9 protein-coding genes are annotated in these 13106 nt (G+C 67.0%); 4 read left to right on the top strand and 5 right to left on the bottom strand.

Annotated elements, in window-relative coordinates; translation table 11 throughout:
• Nucleotides 1-148 precede the first annotated feature (148 nt).
• From ISN75_RS03570 to ISN75_RS03580, 3 genes are read left to right on the top strand one after another with little or no spacing between them, the layout of a single operon-like run.
• Nucleotides 149-1276: an efflux RND transporter periplasmic adaptor subunit gene (locus ISN75_RS03570; RefSeq protein ID WP_343819391.1), complete on the top strand. Its 1128-nt coding sequence runs from the start codon at nucleotides 149-151 to the stop codon at nucleotides 1274-1276.
• A complete protein-coding gene (locus ISN75_RS03575; protein WP_343819390.1) occupies nucleotides 1273-4470 on the top strand; it encodes an efflux RND transporter permease subunit in 3198 nt (1065 codons plus the stop codon). Before ISN75_RS03570 ends, ISN75_RS03575 begins: the two co-directional genes overlap by 4 nt.
• The gene (locus ISN75_RS03580; RefSeq protein ID WP_343819389.1) at nucleotides 4467-5963 is read left to right on the top strand and encodes an efflux transporter outer membrane subunit; all 1497 of its coding nucleotides are present in this window, start codon (nucleotides 4467-4469) and stop codon (nucleotides 5961-5963) included. Before ISN75_RS03575 ends, ISN75_RS03580 begins: the two co-directional genes overlap by 4 nt.
• Nucleotides 5964-6291: 328 nt before the next feature.
• On the opposite strand, the gene ISN75_RS03585 is transcribed toward ISN75_RS03580, so the two are convergent.
• Nucleotides 6292-7698 (bottom strand): PLP-dependent aminotransferase family protein, encoded by a 1407-nt coding sequence (locus tag ISN75_RS03585; RefSeq protein ID WP_343819388.1) that lies wholly within the window; start codon nucleotides 7696-7698, stop codon nucleotides 6292-6294.
• Nucleotides 7699-7877: 179 nt separating this feature from the next.
• On the opposite strand from ISN75_RS03585, the gene ISN75_RS03590 reads away from it, so the two are divergent.
• A complete protein-coding gene (locus ISN75_RS03590) occupies nucleotides 7878-8333 on the top strand; it encodes a carboxymuconolactone decarboxylase family protein (RefSeq protein ID WP_168648090.1) in 456 nt (151 codons plus the stop codon).
• Between the two features lie 71 nt (nucleotides 8334-8404).
• Here ISN75_RS03590 and ISN75_RS03595 read toward each other — a convergent pair whose 3' ends face one another.
• From ISN75_RS03595 to ISN75_RS03610, 4 genes are all read right to left on the bottom strand, one after another.
• Nucleotides 8405-9631 (bottom strand): AGE family epimerase/isomerase, encoded by a 1227-nt coding sequence (locus ISN75_RS03595; protein WP_343819387.1) that lies wholly within the window; start codon nucleotides 9629-9631, stop codon nucleotides 8405-8407.
• On the bottom strand, nucleotides 9628-10608 hold the full coding sequence (locus ISN75_RS03600) for a carbohydrate kinase family protein (protein WP_167252433.1): 981 nt from the start codon (nucleotides 10606-10608) through the stop codon (nucleotides 9628-9630). The genes ISN75_RS03595 and ISN75_RS03600 overlap by 4 nt, the downstream gene beginning before the upstream one ends.
• A gap of 12 nt (nucleotides 10609-10620) precedes the next feature.
• Nucleotides 10621-11871, bottom strand: a complete 1251-nt coding sequence (fucP, locus tag ISN75_RS03605) for an L-fucose:H+ symporter permease (protein WP_246866718.1) — start codon at nucleotides 11869-11871, stop codon at nucleotides 10621-10623.
• A 101-nt stretch (nucleotides 11872-11972) separates the two neighbouring features.
• Nucleotides 11973-13025: a LacI family DNA-binding transcriptional regulator gene (locus ISN75_RS03610; RefSeq protein ID WP_167252431.1), complete on the bottom strand. Its 1053-nt coding sequence runs from the start codon at nucleotides 13023-13025 to the stop codon at nucleotides 11973-11975.
• Nucleotides 13026-13106: the final 81 nt, after the last annotated feature.

Consider the following 13106-nt stretch of genomic DNA (forward strand, 5'->3'; position numbering starts at 1 on the left):
TCCTAGCACGTAGGCCGAAAGTCACCATTTGGATGCTCTCTTGAATTCAAATACAACACTGTATTAGAGTGCGGCGACGTATCAAGGCGCCGGCAGCGGCATGGCCCGGCGCCGGCACCCCCGTCCCCGCCTTACCAGGAGTTGGCTCGTGACCTACCCCCTATCCACAGCGGGCGCCCGCCGCCCCGCGGCGTGGCTGGCTGCCGCCGCGGCGCTGGCCCTGCTGGCCGGCTGCGGCCACAAGGCCCCGGACGCCGAGGCCGCGCGGCCGGTGATCGCGCTGCCGGCGCCTGCCGCCGACGGCGCGCAGACCCTGCGCTTCCCCGGCGAAATCCATGCCCGCTACGAAATGCCGCTGGCCTTCCGCGTACCCGGCCAGCTGATCTCCCGCGAAGCGCGCCTGGGCGACACGGTGAAGAAGGGCCAGGTGCTTGCCCGCCTCGACGATGCCGACGCCGGCAAGAACGAAGCGGCCGCCCGCGCCGCGCTGGACGCGGCCGAACATCGCCTGAGCTTCGCCACCCAGCAGCGCGACCGCGACGAGGCGCAAGCCAAGGAAAACCTGATCAGCCAGCTGCAGCTGGACCAGACGCGCGATGCCTACGCCTCCGCGCTGGCCGCGCAGACGCAAGCCAAGCAGCAGTACGAACTGGCGCGCAACCAGAGCCGCTACAACGCACTGGTCGCCGACCGCGACGGCGCCATTACCAGCGAGCACGCCGAAGTGGGCCAGGTGCTGGCGGCGGGGCAGGCGGTGTTCGGGTTTGCGTGGTCCGGCGAGCGCGATGTGTACGTGGACGTGCCGGAAGACCGCGTCGCCAAGATCCAGCCGGGGCAGCCGGCCAAGGTGAGCCTGCTGTCGGTGCAGGGCCAGCCGCTGGCCGCGCACGTGCGCGAAGTGGCGCCGGCAGCCGATCCGCAGACGCGCACCTATCGCGTGAAGCTCGGCCTGGATGCACCGGATCCGCACGTGCGGCTTGGCATGACCGCCGACGTTGCGCTCGCGGGCGATGCGCCCACGGCCAAGGCCGTGCGCCTGCCCGTCACCGCGCTGTTCCACGAAGGCGAACGCCCCGCGGTCTGGGTGGTGCGCGCCGCGGATGCCACGCTCGAACTGCGCCCGGTCACCGTGCTGCGCTACGGCGAGCGCGACGTGCTGGTCGGCAGCGGCCTGGAAGCCGGCGAGCGCGTGGTGATGCAGGGCGTGCATGCGGTGAGCGCGGGCGAGAAGGTGGCCCCGATGGCGCCGCCGCATGCCGAGGACAGCCCGCTATGACGCAGCCGTCCAGCCAGGAAAGCGGCCACGAAGAAGGCCGCTTCAATCTCTCCGCGTGGGCGCTGCGCCATCAGTCCTTCGTGATCTTCTTGATGGTGATGATCACCGTCTTCGGCATGCTCTCGTACAGCCGGCTGTCGCAGTCGGAGGACCCGCCGTTCACCTTCAAGGTGATGGTGATCCAGAGCTTCTGGCCCGGCGCCGACGCCAAGCAGGTGCAGGACCAGGTCACCGACCGCATCTCGCGCAAGCTGCAGGAAACGCCGTCGATCGATTTCCTGCGCAGTTATTCGCGTCCGGGCGAATCGCTGATCTTCTTCAACATCAAGGATTCCGCGCCGGCTTCCAGCGTGCCCGACACCTGGTACCAGGTGCGCAAGAAGGTGGGCGATATCCGCGCGCAGCTGCCGCCGGGCGTGCAGGGGCCGTTCTTCAACGACGAATTCGGCGACGTCTACACCAACATCTACGCACTGGAAGGCGACGGCTTTACGCCGGCGCAGTTGCACGATTACGCGGACCAGCTGCGCGCCGAACTGCTGCGCGTGCCGGGCGTGGGCAAGGTCGATTTCCTCGGCGACCAGAACCAGCGCATCACCATCGAGATGCCGAACGCGCGCCTTTCGAAACTCGGCATCAGCCCGCAGCAGATTGCCGAGGCGATCAATGCGCAGAACGCGGTGGCTTCGGCCGGCGTGATGAGCACGGCGGACGACCGCGTGTATGTGCGCCCCAGTGGCCAGTTCAACGACATGGCCGCGCTGGAGAACACCTTGCTGCGCGCCGGCGGGCAGACCTTCCGCCTCGGCGATATCGCCACCATCCGCCGCGGCTACGACGACCCGCCCGGCCAGCAGATGCGCTTCATGTCGCAGCAGGTGCTGGGCGTGGGCATCACCATGCAGCCGGGTGGCGACGTGATCCATCTGGGCAAGGCGCTGGACGAAGCCACCGCCAAGTTGCAGCAGCGCCTGCCCGCGGGGCTGAAGCTGGCGGAAGTGACCAGCATGCCGCACGCCGTGGCGCATTCGGTGGACGATTTCCTGGAGTCGGTGGCCGAAGCCGTGGCGATCGTACTGCTGGTCAGCCTGCTCAGCCTGGGCCTGCGCACCGGCATGGTGGTGGTGATCTCGATTCCCTTCGTGCTGGCCGCCACCGCGCTGTGCATGGAGCTGATGGGCATCGGCCTGCACAAGGTTTCGCTGGGCACCCTGGTATTGGCATTGGGCCTGCTGGTGGACGACGCGATCATTGCGGTCGAGATGATGGCGGTGAAGCTGGAGCAGGGCTGGAGCCGGGCGCGTGCCGCCGCTTTTGCCTATACCAGCACCGCGTTCCCGATGCTCACCGGCACGCTGGTGACGGTGTCGGGCTTCCTGCCGATCGCGCTGGCCAAGTCGGGCACGGGCGAGTACACGCGTTCGATCTTCGAGGTATCGGCGATCGCGCTGCTGCTGTCCTGGCTGGCGGCGGTGATCGTGATCCCGCTGCTCGGTTATCACTTCCTGCCGGAGCACCACGCGCGTGTGCAGCCGGGCAGCGAGTGGTGGGCGCGCTTCATGCCGGCGCGCTGGAACGAGGCGCGGCGGGCGAAGGCGAAGACGCGGCCGGAGCATGGCGGCGATATCGAGATCTACGACACCGCGTTCTACCAGCGCTTCCGCCGCATGCTCGATTACTGCCTGAAGCACCGCGTGCTGGTGCTGGTGGTGACGGTGGCGCTGTTCGTGGTGTCGATGGCGGGTTTCGGCCTGGTGCCGAAGCAGTTCTTCCCCAGCTCCGACCGCTCCGAGCTGCTGGTCGACCTGCGCCTGCCCGAAGGCGCCTCGTTCGACGCCACCCTCGTACAGGTCAAGCGCATGGAGCACGTGCTGAAGGACCGCAACGAAGTGGCGAACTACGTCAGCTTCGTCGGCAGCGGCGCGCCGCGCTTCTACCTGCCGCTGGACCAGCAGCTGGCGCAGCCTAACTTCGCGCAGTTCGTGGTCACGGCGAAAGACGTGGAGAACCGCGAGGCGCTGGCCAAGGTGCTCGACGGCGTGCTGGCTCGCGATTTCAGCGCCGTACGCACGCGTGTCAGCCGATTGGAGAACGGCCCGCCGGTGGGCTTCCCGGTGCAGTTCCGCGTCAGCGGCGACGATATCGCCACGGTGCGCGGCATCGCCGAGAAGATTGCCGGCGTGATGCGCGCCGACCCGCGCACGCGCAACGTGCAGTTCGACTGGGACGAGCCGGCGGAGCGCTCGGTGCGCTTCGAGATCGACCAGACCGCGGCGCGCCGCCTGGGCGTGAGTTCGCAGGACGTGGCCGACTTCCTCGCCATGTCGCTGTCCGGCACCACCATCACGCAGTACCGCGAGCGCGACAAGCTGATCGGCGTGGATCTGCGCGCGCCGAAGAACGAGCGAGTGCATCCGGATCAGATCGAGCGGCTGGCCTTGCCCACCCCGGGTGGCGCGGCCATTCCGCTGGCGCAACTGGGCAAGGTGCATTACGGCCTGGAATACGGCGTGATCTGGGCGCGCGACCGCCAGGCCTCGATCAATGTGCAGTCCGATACGCGCAACGGCGCGCAGGGCCTGGACGTGACCAATGCGATCGATGCCAAGCTGGGCGAGCTGCGCAAGGGCCTGCCGGTGGGCTATCGCATCGAAGTGGGCGGTTCGGTGGAGCAGAACGCCAAGGCGCAGGGTTCGATCAACGACCAGATGCCTCTGATGGTGATCGCGGTCCTCACCTTGCTGATGATCCAGCTGCAGAGCATCGGCCGTACCTTCATGGTGGTGCTCACCGCGCCGCTGGGGCTGATCGGCGTGATCGTGTCGCTGCTGGTGTTCCGCCAGCCGTTCGGCTTCGTGGCGATGCTGGGCACGATCGCCATGTTCGGCATCATCATGCGCAACTCGGTGATCCTGGTGGACCAGATCGAGCAGGATATCCGCGAAGGGCATCCGCGCTGGGAGGCGATCGTCGGCGCCACGGTGCGGCGTTTCCGGCCGATTACCTTGACCGCGGCCGCGGCGGTGCTGGCCCTGATTCCCTTGCTGCGCAGCAACTTCTTCGGCCCGATGGCGACGGCGCTGATGGGCGGCATCACGGTGGCGACCATCCTCACCTTGTTCTATCTGCCGGCGCTGTATGCGGCCTGGTATCGCGTCAAATCGGATGAAGTATCGAAGGAGGTGCGGCCATGATGCGCATGCGTTGGGCCCATGTGGCTGCGATGGGTGTGGTGGTTGCGCTGGCGGGGTGTTCGTTCGCGCCGTCGGCGAAGCCGCCGAAGATGGCTGATCCGGAGCATTACGCGGTGGCGCCGACGCCGGAGTCCACCGCGGAAGCCGGTGGCGTGGCGCAGCGCTTCAGCCTTGGCCAGCGCGCGGTGCCGGAGTGGTGGAAGGCTTACGGATCAGCCAAGCTCGATGCGCTGGTGGACGAAGGGCTGCAGCGCAGTCCTTCGCTGGAAGCGGCGCGGCATACGCTGGAATCGGTACGCCAGCAGTACCGGGCGGTGGTGGGCGATGCGTTGTGGCCATCGCTCGATGCGGGTGGCCAGGCGACACGCGAGCGTGCGCTGGGACTGCCGAATGTCGGCAAGCCCACCAATATCTACAACGTGTATGCCGGGCAGCTGCAGCTGAGCTACGACTTCGACCTGTTCGGCGTTTCGCGCAATGAGGTGAAGCAGGCGGCGGCGCAGGTGGATGCGCAGTCGTATCAGTTCGATGCGGCGCGGCGTGCGCTGGCGGCGAATATCGTGATCTCGGCGGTGACGGCGTCGGCCTTGGCGGAGCAGGTCGAGGCCACGGAGCGGTTGGCGGCCCTGGCGCGCGAGCAGGTGGAGCTGACCGGCAAGGCGTATCGGCTGGGCGCGGCGGCGAACGAGGATCTGCTCGCGGCGCAGCGCAATGCGGCTTCCATCGAAGGCAGCCTGCCGGGTCTGCGTGCGCAGGCCTTGCGCGAGCGCCACGCCCTGGCGGTGCTGCTCGGGCGTACGCCGGATCAGGCGCCGGAGGTGTTTCCGCTGGCGGAGCTCAAGCTGCCGGCCGAGGTACCCGTGTCGGTGCCTTCGGAACTGCTGCAGCAGCGGCCGGATGTGCTGGCGGCGGAAGCGGCGGTGCGTGCGGCTTCCGCGGAAGTGGGCGTGGCGACCGGCAATCTGTTTCCGCACCTGTCGCTGTCGGCTTCGCTGGGTTCGGCGGCGTTCGACCGTTCGAAGCTGTTTACCGGGGCCAGCACGATCTGGGGCGCCACCGCTTCGCTGACGCAGCCGATCTTCCACGGCGGTGCGCTGTGGGCGCAGCGTAAGGCGGCTATCGCTTCTTACGATGCGTCGCTGGCGCAGTATCGGCAAACGGTGCTGGGAGCATTTCAGAACGTGGCCGATACCTTGACGGCGCTGGAGCAGGATGCGCTGGCGTTGCAGGCGGCGCAGAGCGGGTCGGTGTCGGCGAAGCAGTCGTTTGACGATGCGCGTAGTCGTTATCGGCTGGGTTCCGTGTCGTATCCGATGACGCTGGCCGGCGAGCAGCGTTGGCAGAATGCGCGTTTGCAGGAGATCCAGGCGACGGCGCAGCGGTTGGTGGATACGGCGGCGTTATTTCAGGCGATGGGCGAGCCTTCGAGCGACACCCTCCATCCCCCTCTCCCCGTCGGGGAGAGGGTTGGGGTGAGGGGGCGGGCGGAGTAGTGAGCTGAGGGTCGAGAAAGCTGAAAAGCTTTTCTTTGCTTCGTAGAAACGTCAGCGCAAGAGTGGCCCCTCATCCGGCTGCCGCCACCTTCTCCCCGGAGGGGAGAAGGGACTCTGTAGCAAGCATTTCGTTGGCTTGAACTTTTACGGCATCTATATACCTAACCACCCGCGCCGCATCGCTTCTTTACAAGCATGCGGCGCATCATTCCCGCTTCGACGCCGGGAAGGCTTGCGACCGGAGGCCACGGGTCGGGTTTGCGGGCAGCGCCCTGTACCCGCGGCTCCGGCCGCAAACCTTCCCGGCATCGTTGTTTTTCGTTGGCGCTCAGACGAAGCGGCGGATGACTTCTTCCATGCGGTCGCACGATCGCGCCACATGTTTTTCCGGCGACGTTGCAATGCCCAGCAGAAGCCCTGACTTTGCCGCATCCGGTTGCGCATACCACGGCGACAGCGGTGCGGGAGCTAGGCCGAACGGCAGCATGGCCTTGATGATCGCCATATCCGGCGTGCCGTCCGGCAGGTGCAGCAGTACGGCGAGGCCTGTTGTCGATACTTCGAAATCGCGTTCGGCAAGACAGGCCAGCAAGGCATTGCGTTGGGCGGAATAGAGGTTCTTCATGCGGCGCAGATGGCGCATGTAGTGGCCGTCGCGGATGAAGTGCGCGGCCGCCAATTGCACGGCCGGCCACGGCGCCGGTGCGAGGCAGGCGGCCACTTCGGCGAACTGCGCGACCAGCGGGAGCGGGACGACGATAAAGCCCAGGCGCAGGGCAGGGCTGATGGTCTTGCTGAACGAACCGAGGTGAATGACGCGCTGGCCGTGATCCAGCGAGGCGAGTGCCGGTGCGGCGCGCGAGGCGAGCTGCAGTTCGCTCAGATAATCGTCTTCGATAATCCAGGCGCCTTGCCGTCCGGCCCAGTCGAGCAATTGCAGACGCCTGGCCAATGAAAGCGTGGGGCCGAGTGGCGCTTGTTGTCCGGGTGTCACCACCACCAGGGCCGCATCCGGCGCACGCTCGATGCCGGCGTCGACATTCAGCCCTTCGGCATCGACGGGCACCGGTGCGATCTGAAGCTTCGCCAGTTCCAGGCCGTGCCGGGTGAATGGAAAACCGGGGTTCTCCATCCAGACCTTTTTGCCGTCCAGCCCCAGCGCACGCAGCGTCAGGCCAAGGCCGCCGCTGAAACCGCTGGTGATGACGATCTGCGCCGGCAGGCAATGGATGCCGCGCGCAATGGCCAGGTAGGCGGCAATCTCGCGGCGCAGTTCCTGTTCGCCGCGCGGGTCGGGATAAACCACCGACGCATTGGATTCCGCCCGCAGCGCAAACGAACGCACGTTGGTGAACAGCTTGGCCGGCAGCGTTTCCTGCGCGGGCACGCCCATCTGGAAAATCGCCGGCCCCGCGGTGAGTTCCTCGTACATCTCCATGGAGGGGCCGGCGGAGGGCTGTTCGAGTTTTTTCGGCGGGCTGGACGGCCGGTCGGCGACGCGGGTGCCGCTGGTGCGCGAGGCTTCGATCAATTGCGCATCGGCAAGCCGCTCATAGGCCTGGCGCACCGTGCCCCTGGCAACACCCAGTTGCGTGGCCAGGTCGATCCACGACGGCAGGCGCGCGCCCGGGGCCAGCAGTCCGGCTTCGATCGCGGCAGCGATGGCGGCGCGGATCTGTTCGGCCAGCGGCGTCCGGGCGGACCGGTCCAGCGCTATCTGCAGGGGCTTGGCCATGGCGCCATGGTACACACGGAAAGTTGATTCTTGGTTCTGTGCGATGGCCCAGGGGCGGCTCACACTGCGCAGGTCCCGAGGAGACCCGCGGCCGAGAACCTCTCCGCCGCTATCGCAACGTTTTGCCGCGCTGGTTCTGGCCGGCGCCGATTATTCGACAACAACCCGAGGAACTGCAGATGAGCAACCGATTGGATTACAGCAAGGTCGCGCCGGGCGGCGTCAAAGCCCTGGGCGGTGTGTATGGCTATGTGACGCAGAGCAGCTTGCCGCCGGTGCTGGTCGACCTGGTTTATCTGCGCGTCTCGCAGATCAACAACTGCGCGTATTGCCTGGATATGCATACGCGGGATCTGCTGAAGAAGGGCGTGAAGGTGGAGAAGCTGGCCTTGCTGCAGGCCTGGCATGAAGCCGGCGAGCTGTTCGACGAGCGCGAGCGTGCGGCGCTGGCGTGGGCGGAGTCGGTGACGCGGGTGGCGGAAACCGGAGTGCCCGATACGGATTATGCGGCGGTGCGCAAGCTGTTCGATGAGCGGGAGCTGGTGGATCTCACTATCGCCATTGGCTTGATGAATACGTACAACCGGATGGCGATCAGTTTCCGCAATACGCCGCAGGCGGTGCTCGATCTGTAACAACTGGCGCTGGCGGCGTAGGTTGGGGTGAGCCGCAGGCGAACCCCAACCTACGCCAGATGGGTGCCAGGTCAGGGCTTGCCGCCCGCGCGGATAAGCTCCATCACCTCATAGCAAGCCCCCATGGTGTGGTAATCCACCTTGCCCGCCGGGCTCTTTTCATCGTCGTACTTGCGGTTGTCACGCGTGAGGATGCGGAACCACGCACCGTACTTGTGATCGACGAAGTGCTCCCACGAGTAAGCCCACAGCTTCTGATACCACTCGTCGTACTTCGCCTCGCCCGTGCGCGCATGCAACAGCGCCGCCGCGGCCAGCGATTCCGCCTGCACCCAGAAATACTTGTCGTCGTCGCACACGCTGCCATCCGGCGCGAAACCGTAGGCGATGCCGCCGTATTCCTTGTCCCAGGCGCGATCCAGCGCGGTGTCGAACAGATGCTGCGCCGTCGGCACCAGCCACTTCTCCTCGCGGTTGCGCTCCAGCAGCAGCGGTTCGAGGATCAGCAGCAGCTTGGCCCATTCGGTCTGGTGGCCGGGCTGGAAACCCCAGGGGCGGAACAGGTGCTTGGGATTATCGAGGTTGTATTTCCAGTCGATATTCCAGTCGACGTCGTAGTGCTCCCACACCAGCCCTTCCGCCTTGGCGGCCTGGCGGCGGGTCATGTTGTCGGCCAGGGTGAGCGCGCGTTCGAGATAGCGCGGCTCGTCGCTGGCCTGGTAGGCGGCGAGCATCGCCTCGCACATATGCATGTTGGCGTTCTGGCCGCGGTAGCCGCTGAAGTTCCAGTGCTCGTCGGCCTCGTCGCGGTACAGGCCGAAGTCGGCGTCCCAGTAGCGCTTTTCCAGCAGCTCCCAGGTTTCGTCCATCCACGGGCGCACTTCGGTGAGGCCGGCTTTCAGCGCGGTGGAGTAGGCCAGCAGCACGAAGGCCACGCCGTAAGCGTGATAGGTGCGGTCTTCCGGCTTGCCGTCGCGGATGGTCCAGGCATAGCCGCCGCTGGCGGCGTCGCGATGCACTTCGCGCAGGTAGCGCAGGCCGTGGCGGACGGCGTCGAGGTATTCGGCGCGCTTGTCGTCGAATTCGCGCGCGGCCATGGCGTAGGTGAAGACGAAGCGCGTGCTGCTCACCAGGTGGCGGTGGCTGCGGTCGTAGATGGTGCCGTCGTCTTTGTAGTAATGGAAAAAGCCGCCGGCGGGGTCGATCGCGTGCGGATGGTAGAAGGCCATGGTGTGCGCGATATGCGCGCGCAGAAAGGCTTCGCTACCGAAATTCGGGGTGTTGACGGGGGAATTCATGCGTGGGCGTCCATGAAAGCAAGTACCTCGGCTTCGTCCGGCATGGCGGCGAACGAACCCAGGCGGGTAACGGTGAGGGCGCCGCAGGCGGCGGCGAAGCGCAGCATGGCGTGCAGGCGCGGGAGTTCGGCGACGAGGTGGTCGAGCTGGCCGTCGCCTTTCTCCACCGTGGCCAGGCGATGCAGCAGGCCGCCGACGAAGGCGTCGCCCGCGGCGGTGCTGTCCACCGTGGGCACGGCGTAGACCGGCATTTCGCCCGAGGCGTCGGGATGGAACCAGCGCAAGGTGCGCGAGCCGTCGGTGATCACCAGCAGGCGCGCGCGGCCGGCCCACAGGCGTTCCAGCGCGGCTTCCTCGCCGGCGTCGCCGGCCAGCCAGTGGAATTCCTCGGCGCTGAGCTTCACCACGTCGGCCAGGTGCAGCGCGGGCCACAGTTCGTCGTGCGAGGCGCTCTGCTGCGGCCACAGCGCGGGGCGCAGGTTGAGATCGAAGCTCACCCACGCGCCGGCCGCATGCGCGCGGCGCATGCCTTCGCGGGTGGCTTCGGCCAGCGCGGCTTCGGTCATGCTGTTGGAGCAGACGTGGAACACGGCTGCGTCGCGGAAGCTTTCCTCGCGGAAATGTGCGGGACGGAACAGCAGGTCGGCCGAGGGCGGGCGGTAGAAGCTGAAGCTGCGCTCGCCGTGGCTGTCCAGCGCGACGAAGGCCAGCGCGGTGTTGGCCTCGCCGGTGCGCGCGACGCCGCCGGTATCGACGCCGGCGCGGTGCAGGCTGTCCAGCAGGAAGTCGCCGAACATGTCCTGGCCCAGCATGCCGGCGAAGGCGGCCGGGCCGCCCAGCCGCGCCACGGCCACGGCGACATTGGCGGGCGCGCCGCCGGCGAAAGGAATGAAGCTGCGCGGGAAACCCTGCGCGTCACGCCCCTCGGCGTGGAAGTCGATCAGTGCTTCGCCGAAGCACAGGATATTGCGTGCCATCGAATGGGGATCTCAGTGGGTGGCGGCGACTGGGGTGTCGCTCTTGATGCGCGAGCCGTAAAGGCCGTAGAAAACGATGTAGGCGTAGCACAGCAGCGGCAGGAAGAACGCGTGCTGCACGCCGATGCGGTCGGCGAACAGGCCCTGCACGTAAGGCACCAGCGCGCCGCCGACGATGGCCATGATCAGCAGGCTGGACGCCTTGCCGGTCAGCGGGCCCATGCGTTCGATGCCGAGCGAGAAGATGGTGGGGAACATGATCGAGTTGAACAGGCCGATCGACACCACGCTGTACATCGCGACCGGGCCCTTGGTCGACATGGTGGTCAGCACCAGTGCCATGTTGATCGCGGCGAAGATCGCCAGCAGCTTGCGCGGCGACAGCCTGGCCAGCAGCGCCGAGCCGATGAAGCGGCCGATCATGGCGCCCAGCCAGTAATAGGCCACCCAGTTCGCGGCGGCCTGTTCGCTCATGTTGCCGATGTCCGGCATCGACAGGTAATTGACCAGGAAGCTGCCGATCGCGACCTCGCCGCCCACGTAGAAGAAGATGCCCAGCACGCCGAACAGCACGTGCGGGTGGCGCAGCGCATCGATCAGCGTGTGATGGCCGGTGTCGGCCTGCTCGGTGCTTTCTTTCAGCGTGGGCAGGCGGAACAGGTAGACGAAGATCGCCAGCAGGAACAGCACCACGGCCAGGCCCAGGTACGGGCCCTGCACGGTCTGCGCTTCCTGCGCGCGGTAGGCCAGCTGTTCGGCGGGCGAGAGCTTGCCGATCTGCTCGGCGCTCAGCACCGCGGCCGAGAGGATCAGCAGGCCGCCGAACTTCGGCGCCAGGAAGGTGCCGAGCGAATTGAGCGCCTGCGCCAGGGTGAGGCGGCTGGAACTGGTTTTCTCAGGACCGAGCAGGGCGACATACGCATTGGCGGCCACCTGCAGCACGGTGATGCCGGTGGCCAGCACGAACAGCGCGCCGAGAAAGGCGTCGTAGGAATGCATCGCCGCGGCGGGCCAGAAACCCGCGGCGCCGACGCCGGCGATAGCCAGGCCGGCGACGATGCCCTTCTTGTAGCCCAGGTGCGCGACCAGCCGGCCCGCCGGCAGCGACATCAGGAAATACGCGCCGAAGAAGGTGAACTGCACCAGCATCGCCTCGGCGTAATTGAGCTGGAACACCGCCTTCAGATGCGGAATCAGGATGTCGTTGAGGCAGGTGAGGAAGCCCCACATGAAGAAGATGCTGGTGAGCACCCCCATCGCCATCGGGTAATCGGTGTAGCGCTCCTTGGCCGCCCCGGGGAGCGCAGTGTTCGACGGGGCGGGTGGTGAGGCGAAAGCCATGGGTGGTTTCCTCGGAGTAGGAATCAGGTCGTGCGCGGTGCGCCGCTGCTTTCGCGCACCACCAGGGTCACCTGCGCGACCGTGGTGGTGGCATCGGCCTGCGGCTTGCGCAGGCGCGCGAGCAGGAGTTGCGCGGCCTGGCGGCCGCGGGCGCGCGGATCGGTGGCCAGCGTGGTGAGCGGCGGCATGCTGAAGGCCGCCTCGGCCACGTCGTCGAAGCCGGTGAGCGCGAAATCGCGGCCCGGCTGGATGCCGCGCTGATTGAGGCCGAGCATCAGGCCCAGCGCGACCGCGTCGTTGTAGCAGACCGCCGCGGTAGGCGCGGGCTTGGCGGCGAACAGGTCGGCGCAGGCGCGCGCGGCGTCCATGCGCGTCGGCAGCGTTTCCACGCGCCAGCGCGGCGCGATCGGCAGGCCGGCCGCGTTCATCGCTTCGACATAGCCGGCATGGCGCTGGCGGCACGAGCTGGAATCGCCATGGCCGCCGAAGAACGCGATGCGCTTGTGGCCTTGGGCGATCAGGTGTTCGGTGGCGAGCCTGGCGCCGCGCTGGTTGTCCAGCATCAGGCGGTCCCAGTGCGCGTACTCCGGCAGGTTGCCGCCGAGCTCGCGGTTGAACAGCAGCACCGGCGTCTGCGCGCCCACCGCGGCGAGCACGCGCTCGGCGGCGCTGCCTTCGGCGGGGGAGAGAATGATTCCACCCGGGCCATGTTCGATCAGCGAACTCAGCACCGCCTGCTCGCGCTCCACCGATTCGCCGGTGCTGCCGAGCAAGGTGACGAAGCCGGCCTGGCCGAGCGTTTCATCCACGCCCGCGGCGAATTCCGCGAAGAACGGATTGCCCAGTTCGTTGAGCACCAGCGCGATGCTCGACGAGGTGCGGCGGCGCAGATTGGCCGCGGCGCGGTTGTAGACGTAGCCCTGCTTGCGCAGTTCTTCTTCCACCCGCGCCCGGGTGTGTTTGTTCACCAGTGGACTGCCGCGCAGCACGAGGGACACAGTGGCGCGCGACACGCCGCAACCGGCGGCGATGTCGTTCAGGGTGATCTTGCGGCGGATCGAGGTCGAGCTTTCCATGGTTCTCGCGGCCATTAGAACGATCCAAAAGTAGTCGATTCCATAAGGATAGTGATCTCGCACTGCAGCATGCACCGGCCA

Source organism: Dyella marensis (assembly GCF_049532885.1).
GTDB lineage: Bacteria > Pseudomonadota > Gammaproteobacteria > Xanthomonadales > Rhodanobacteraceae > Dyella_D > Dyella_D marensis.

Excerpts from the sequence above, each read along its gene's own strand:
- ISN75_RS03580 (WP_343819389.1), top strand. The coding sequence starts at position 4,467 with ATGATGCGCATGCGTTGGGCCCATGTGGCTGCGATGGGTGTGGTGGTT.
- ISN75_RS03600 (WP_167252433.1), bottom strand. The coding sequence starts at position 10,608 with ATGGCACGCAATATCCTGTGCTTCGGCGAAGCACTGATCGACTTCCAC.
- ISN75_RS03585 (WP_343819388.1), bottom strand. The coding sequence starts at position 7,698 with ATGGCCAAGCCCCTGCAGATAGCGCTGGACCGGTCCGCCCGGACGCCG.
- ISN75_RS03590 (WP_168648090.1), top strand. The coding sequence starts at position 7,878 with ATGAGCAACCGATTGGATTACAGCAAGGTCGCGCCGGGCGGCGTCAAA.
- fucP (WP_246866718.1), bottom strand. The coding sequence starts at position 11,871 with ATGGCGATGGGGGTGCTCACCAGCATCTTCTTCATGTGGGGCTTCCTC.
- ISN75_RS03595 (WP_343819387.1), bottom strand. The coding sequence starts at position 9,631 with ATGAATTCCCCCGTCAACACCCCGAATTTCGGTAGCGAAGCCTTTCTG.
- ISN75_RS03575 (WP_343819390.1), top strand. The coding sequence starts at position 1,273 with ATGACGCAGCCGTCCAGCCAGGAAAGCGGCCACGAAGAAGGCCGCTTC.
- ISN75_RS03610 (WP_167252431.1), bottom strand. The coding sequence starts at position 13,025 with ATGGAAAGCTCGACCTCGATCCGCCGCAAGATCACCCTGAACGACATC.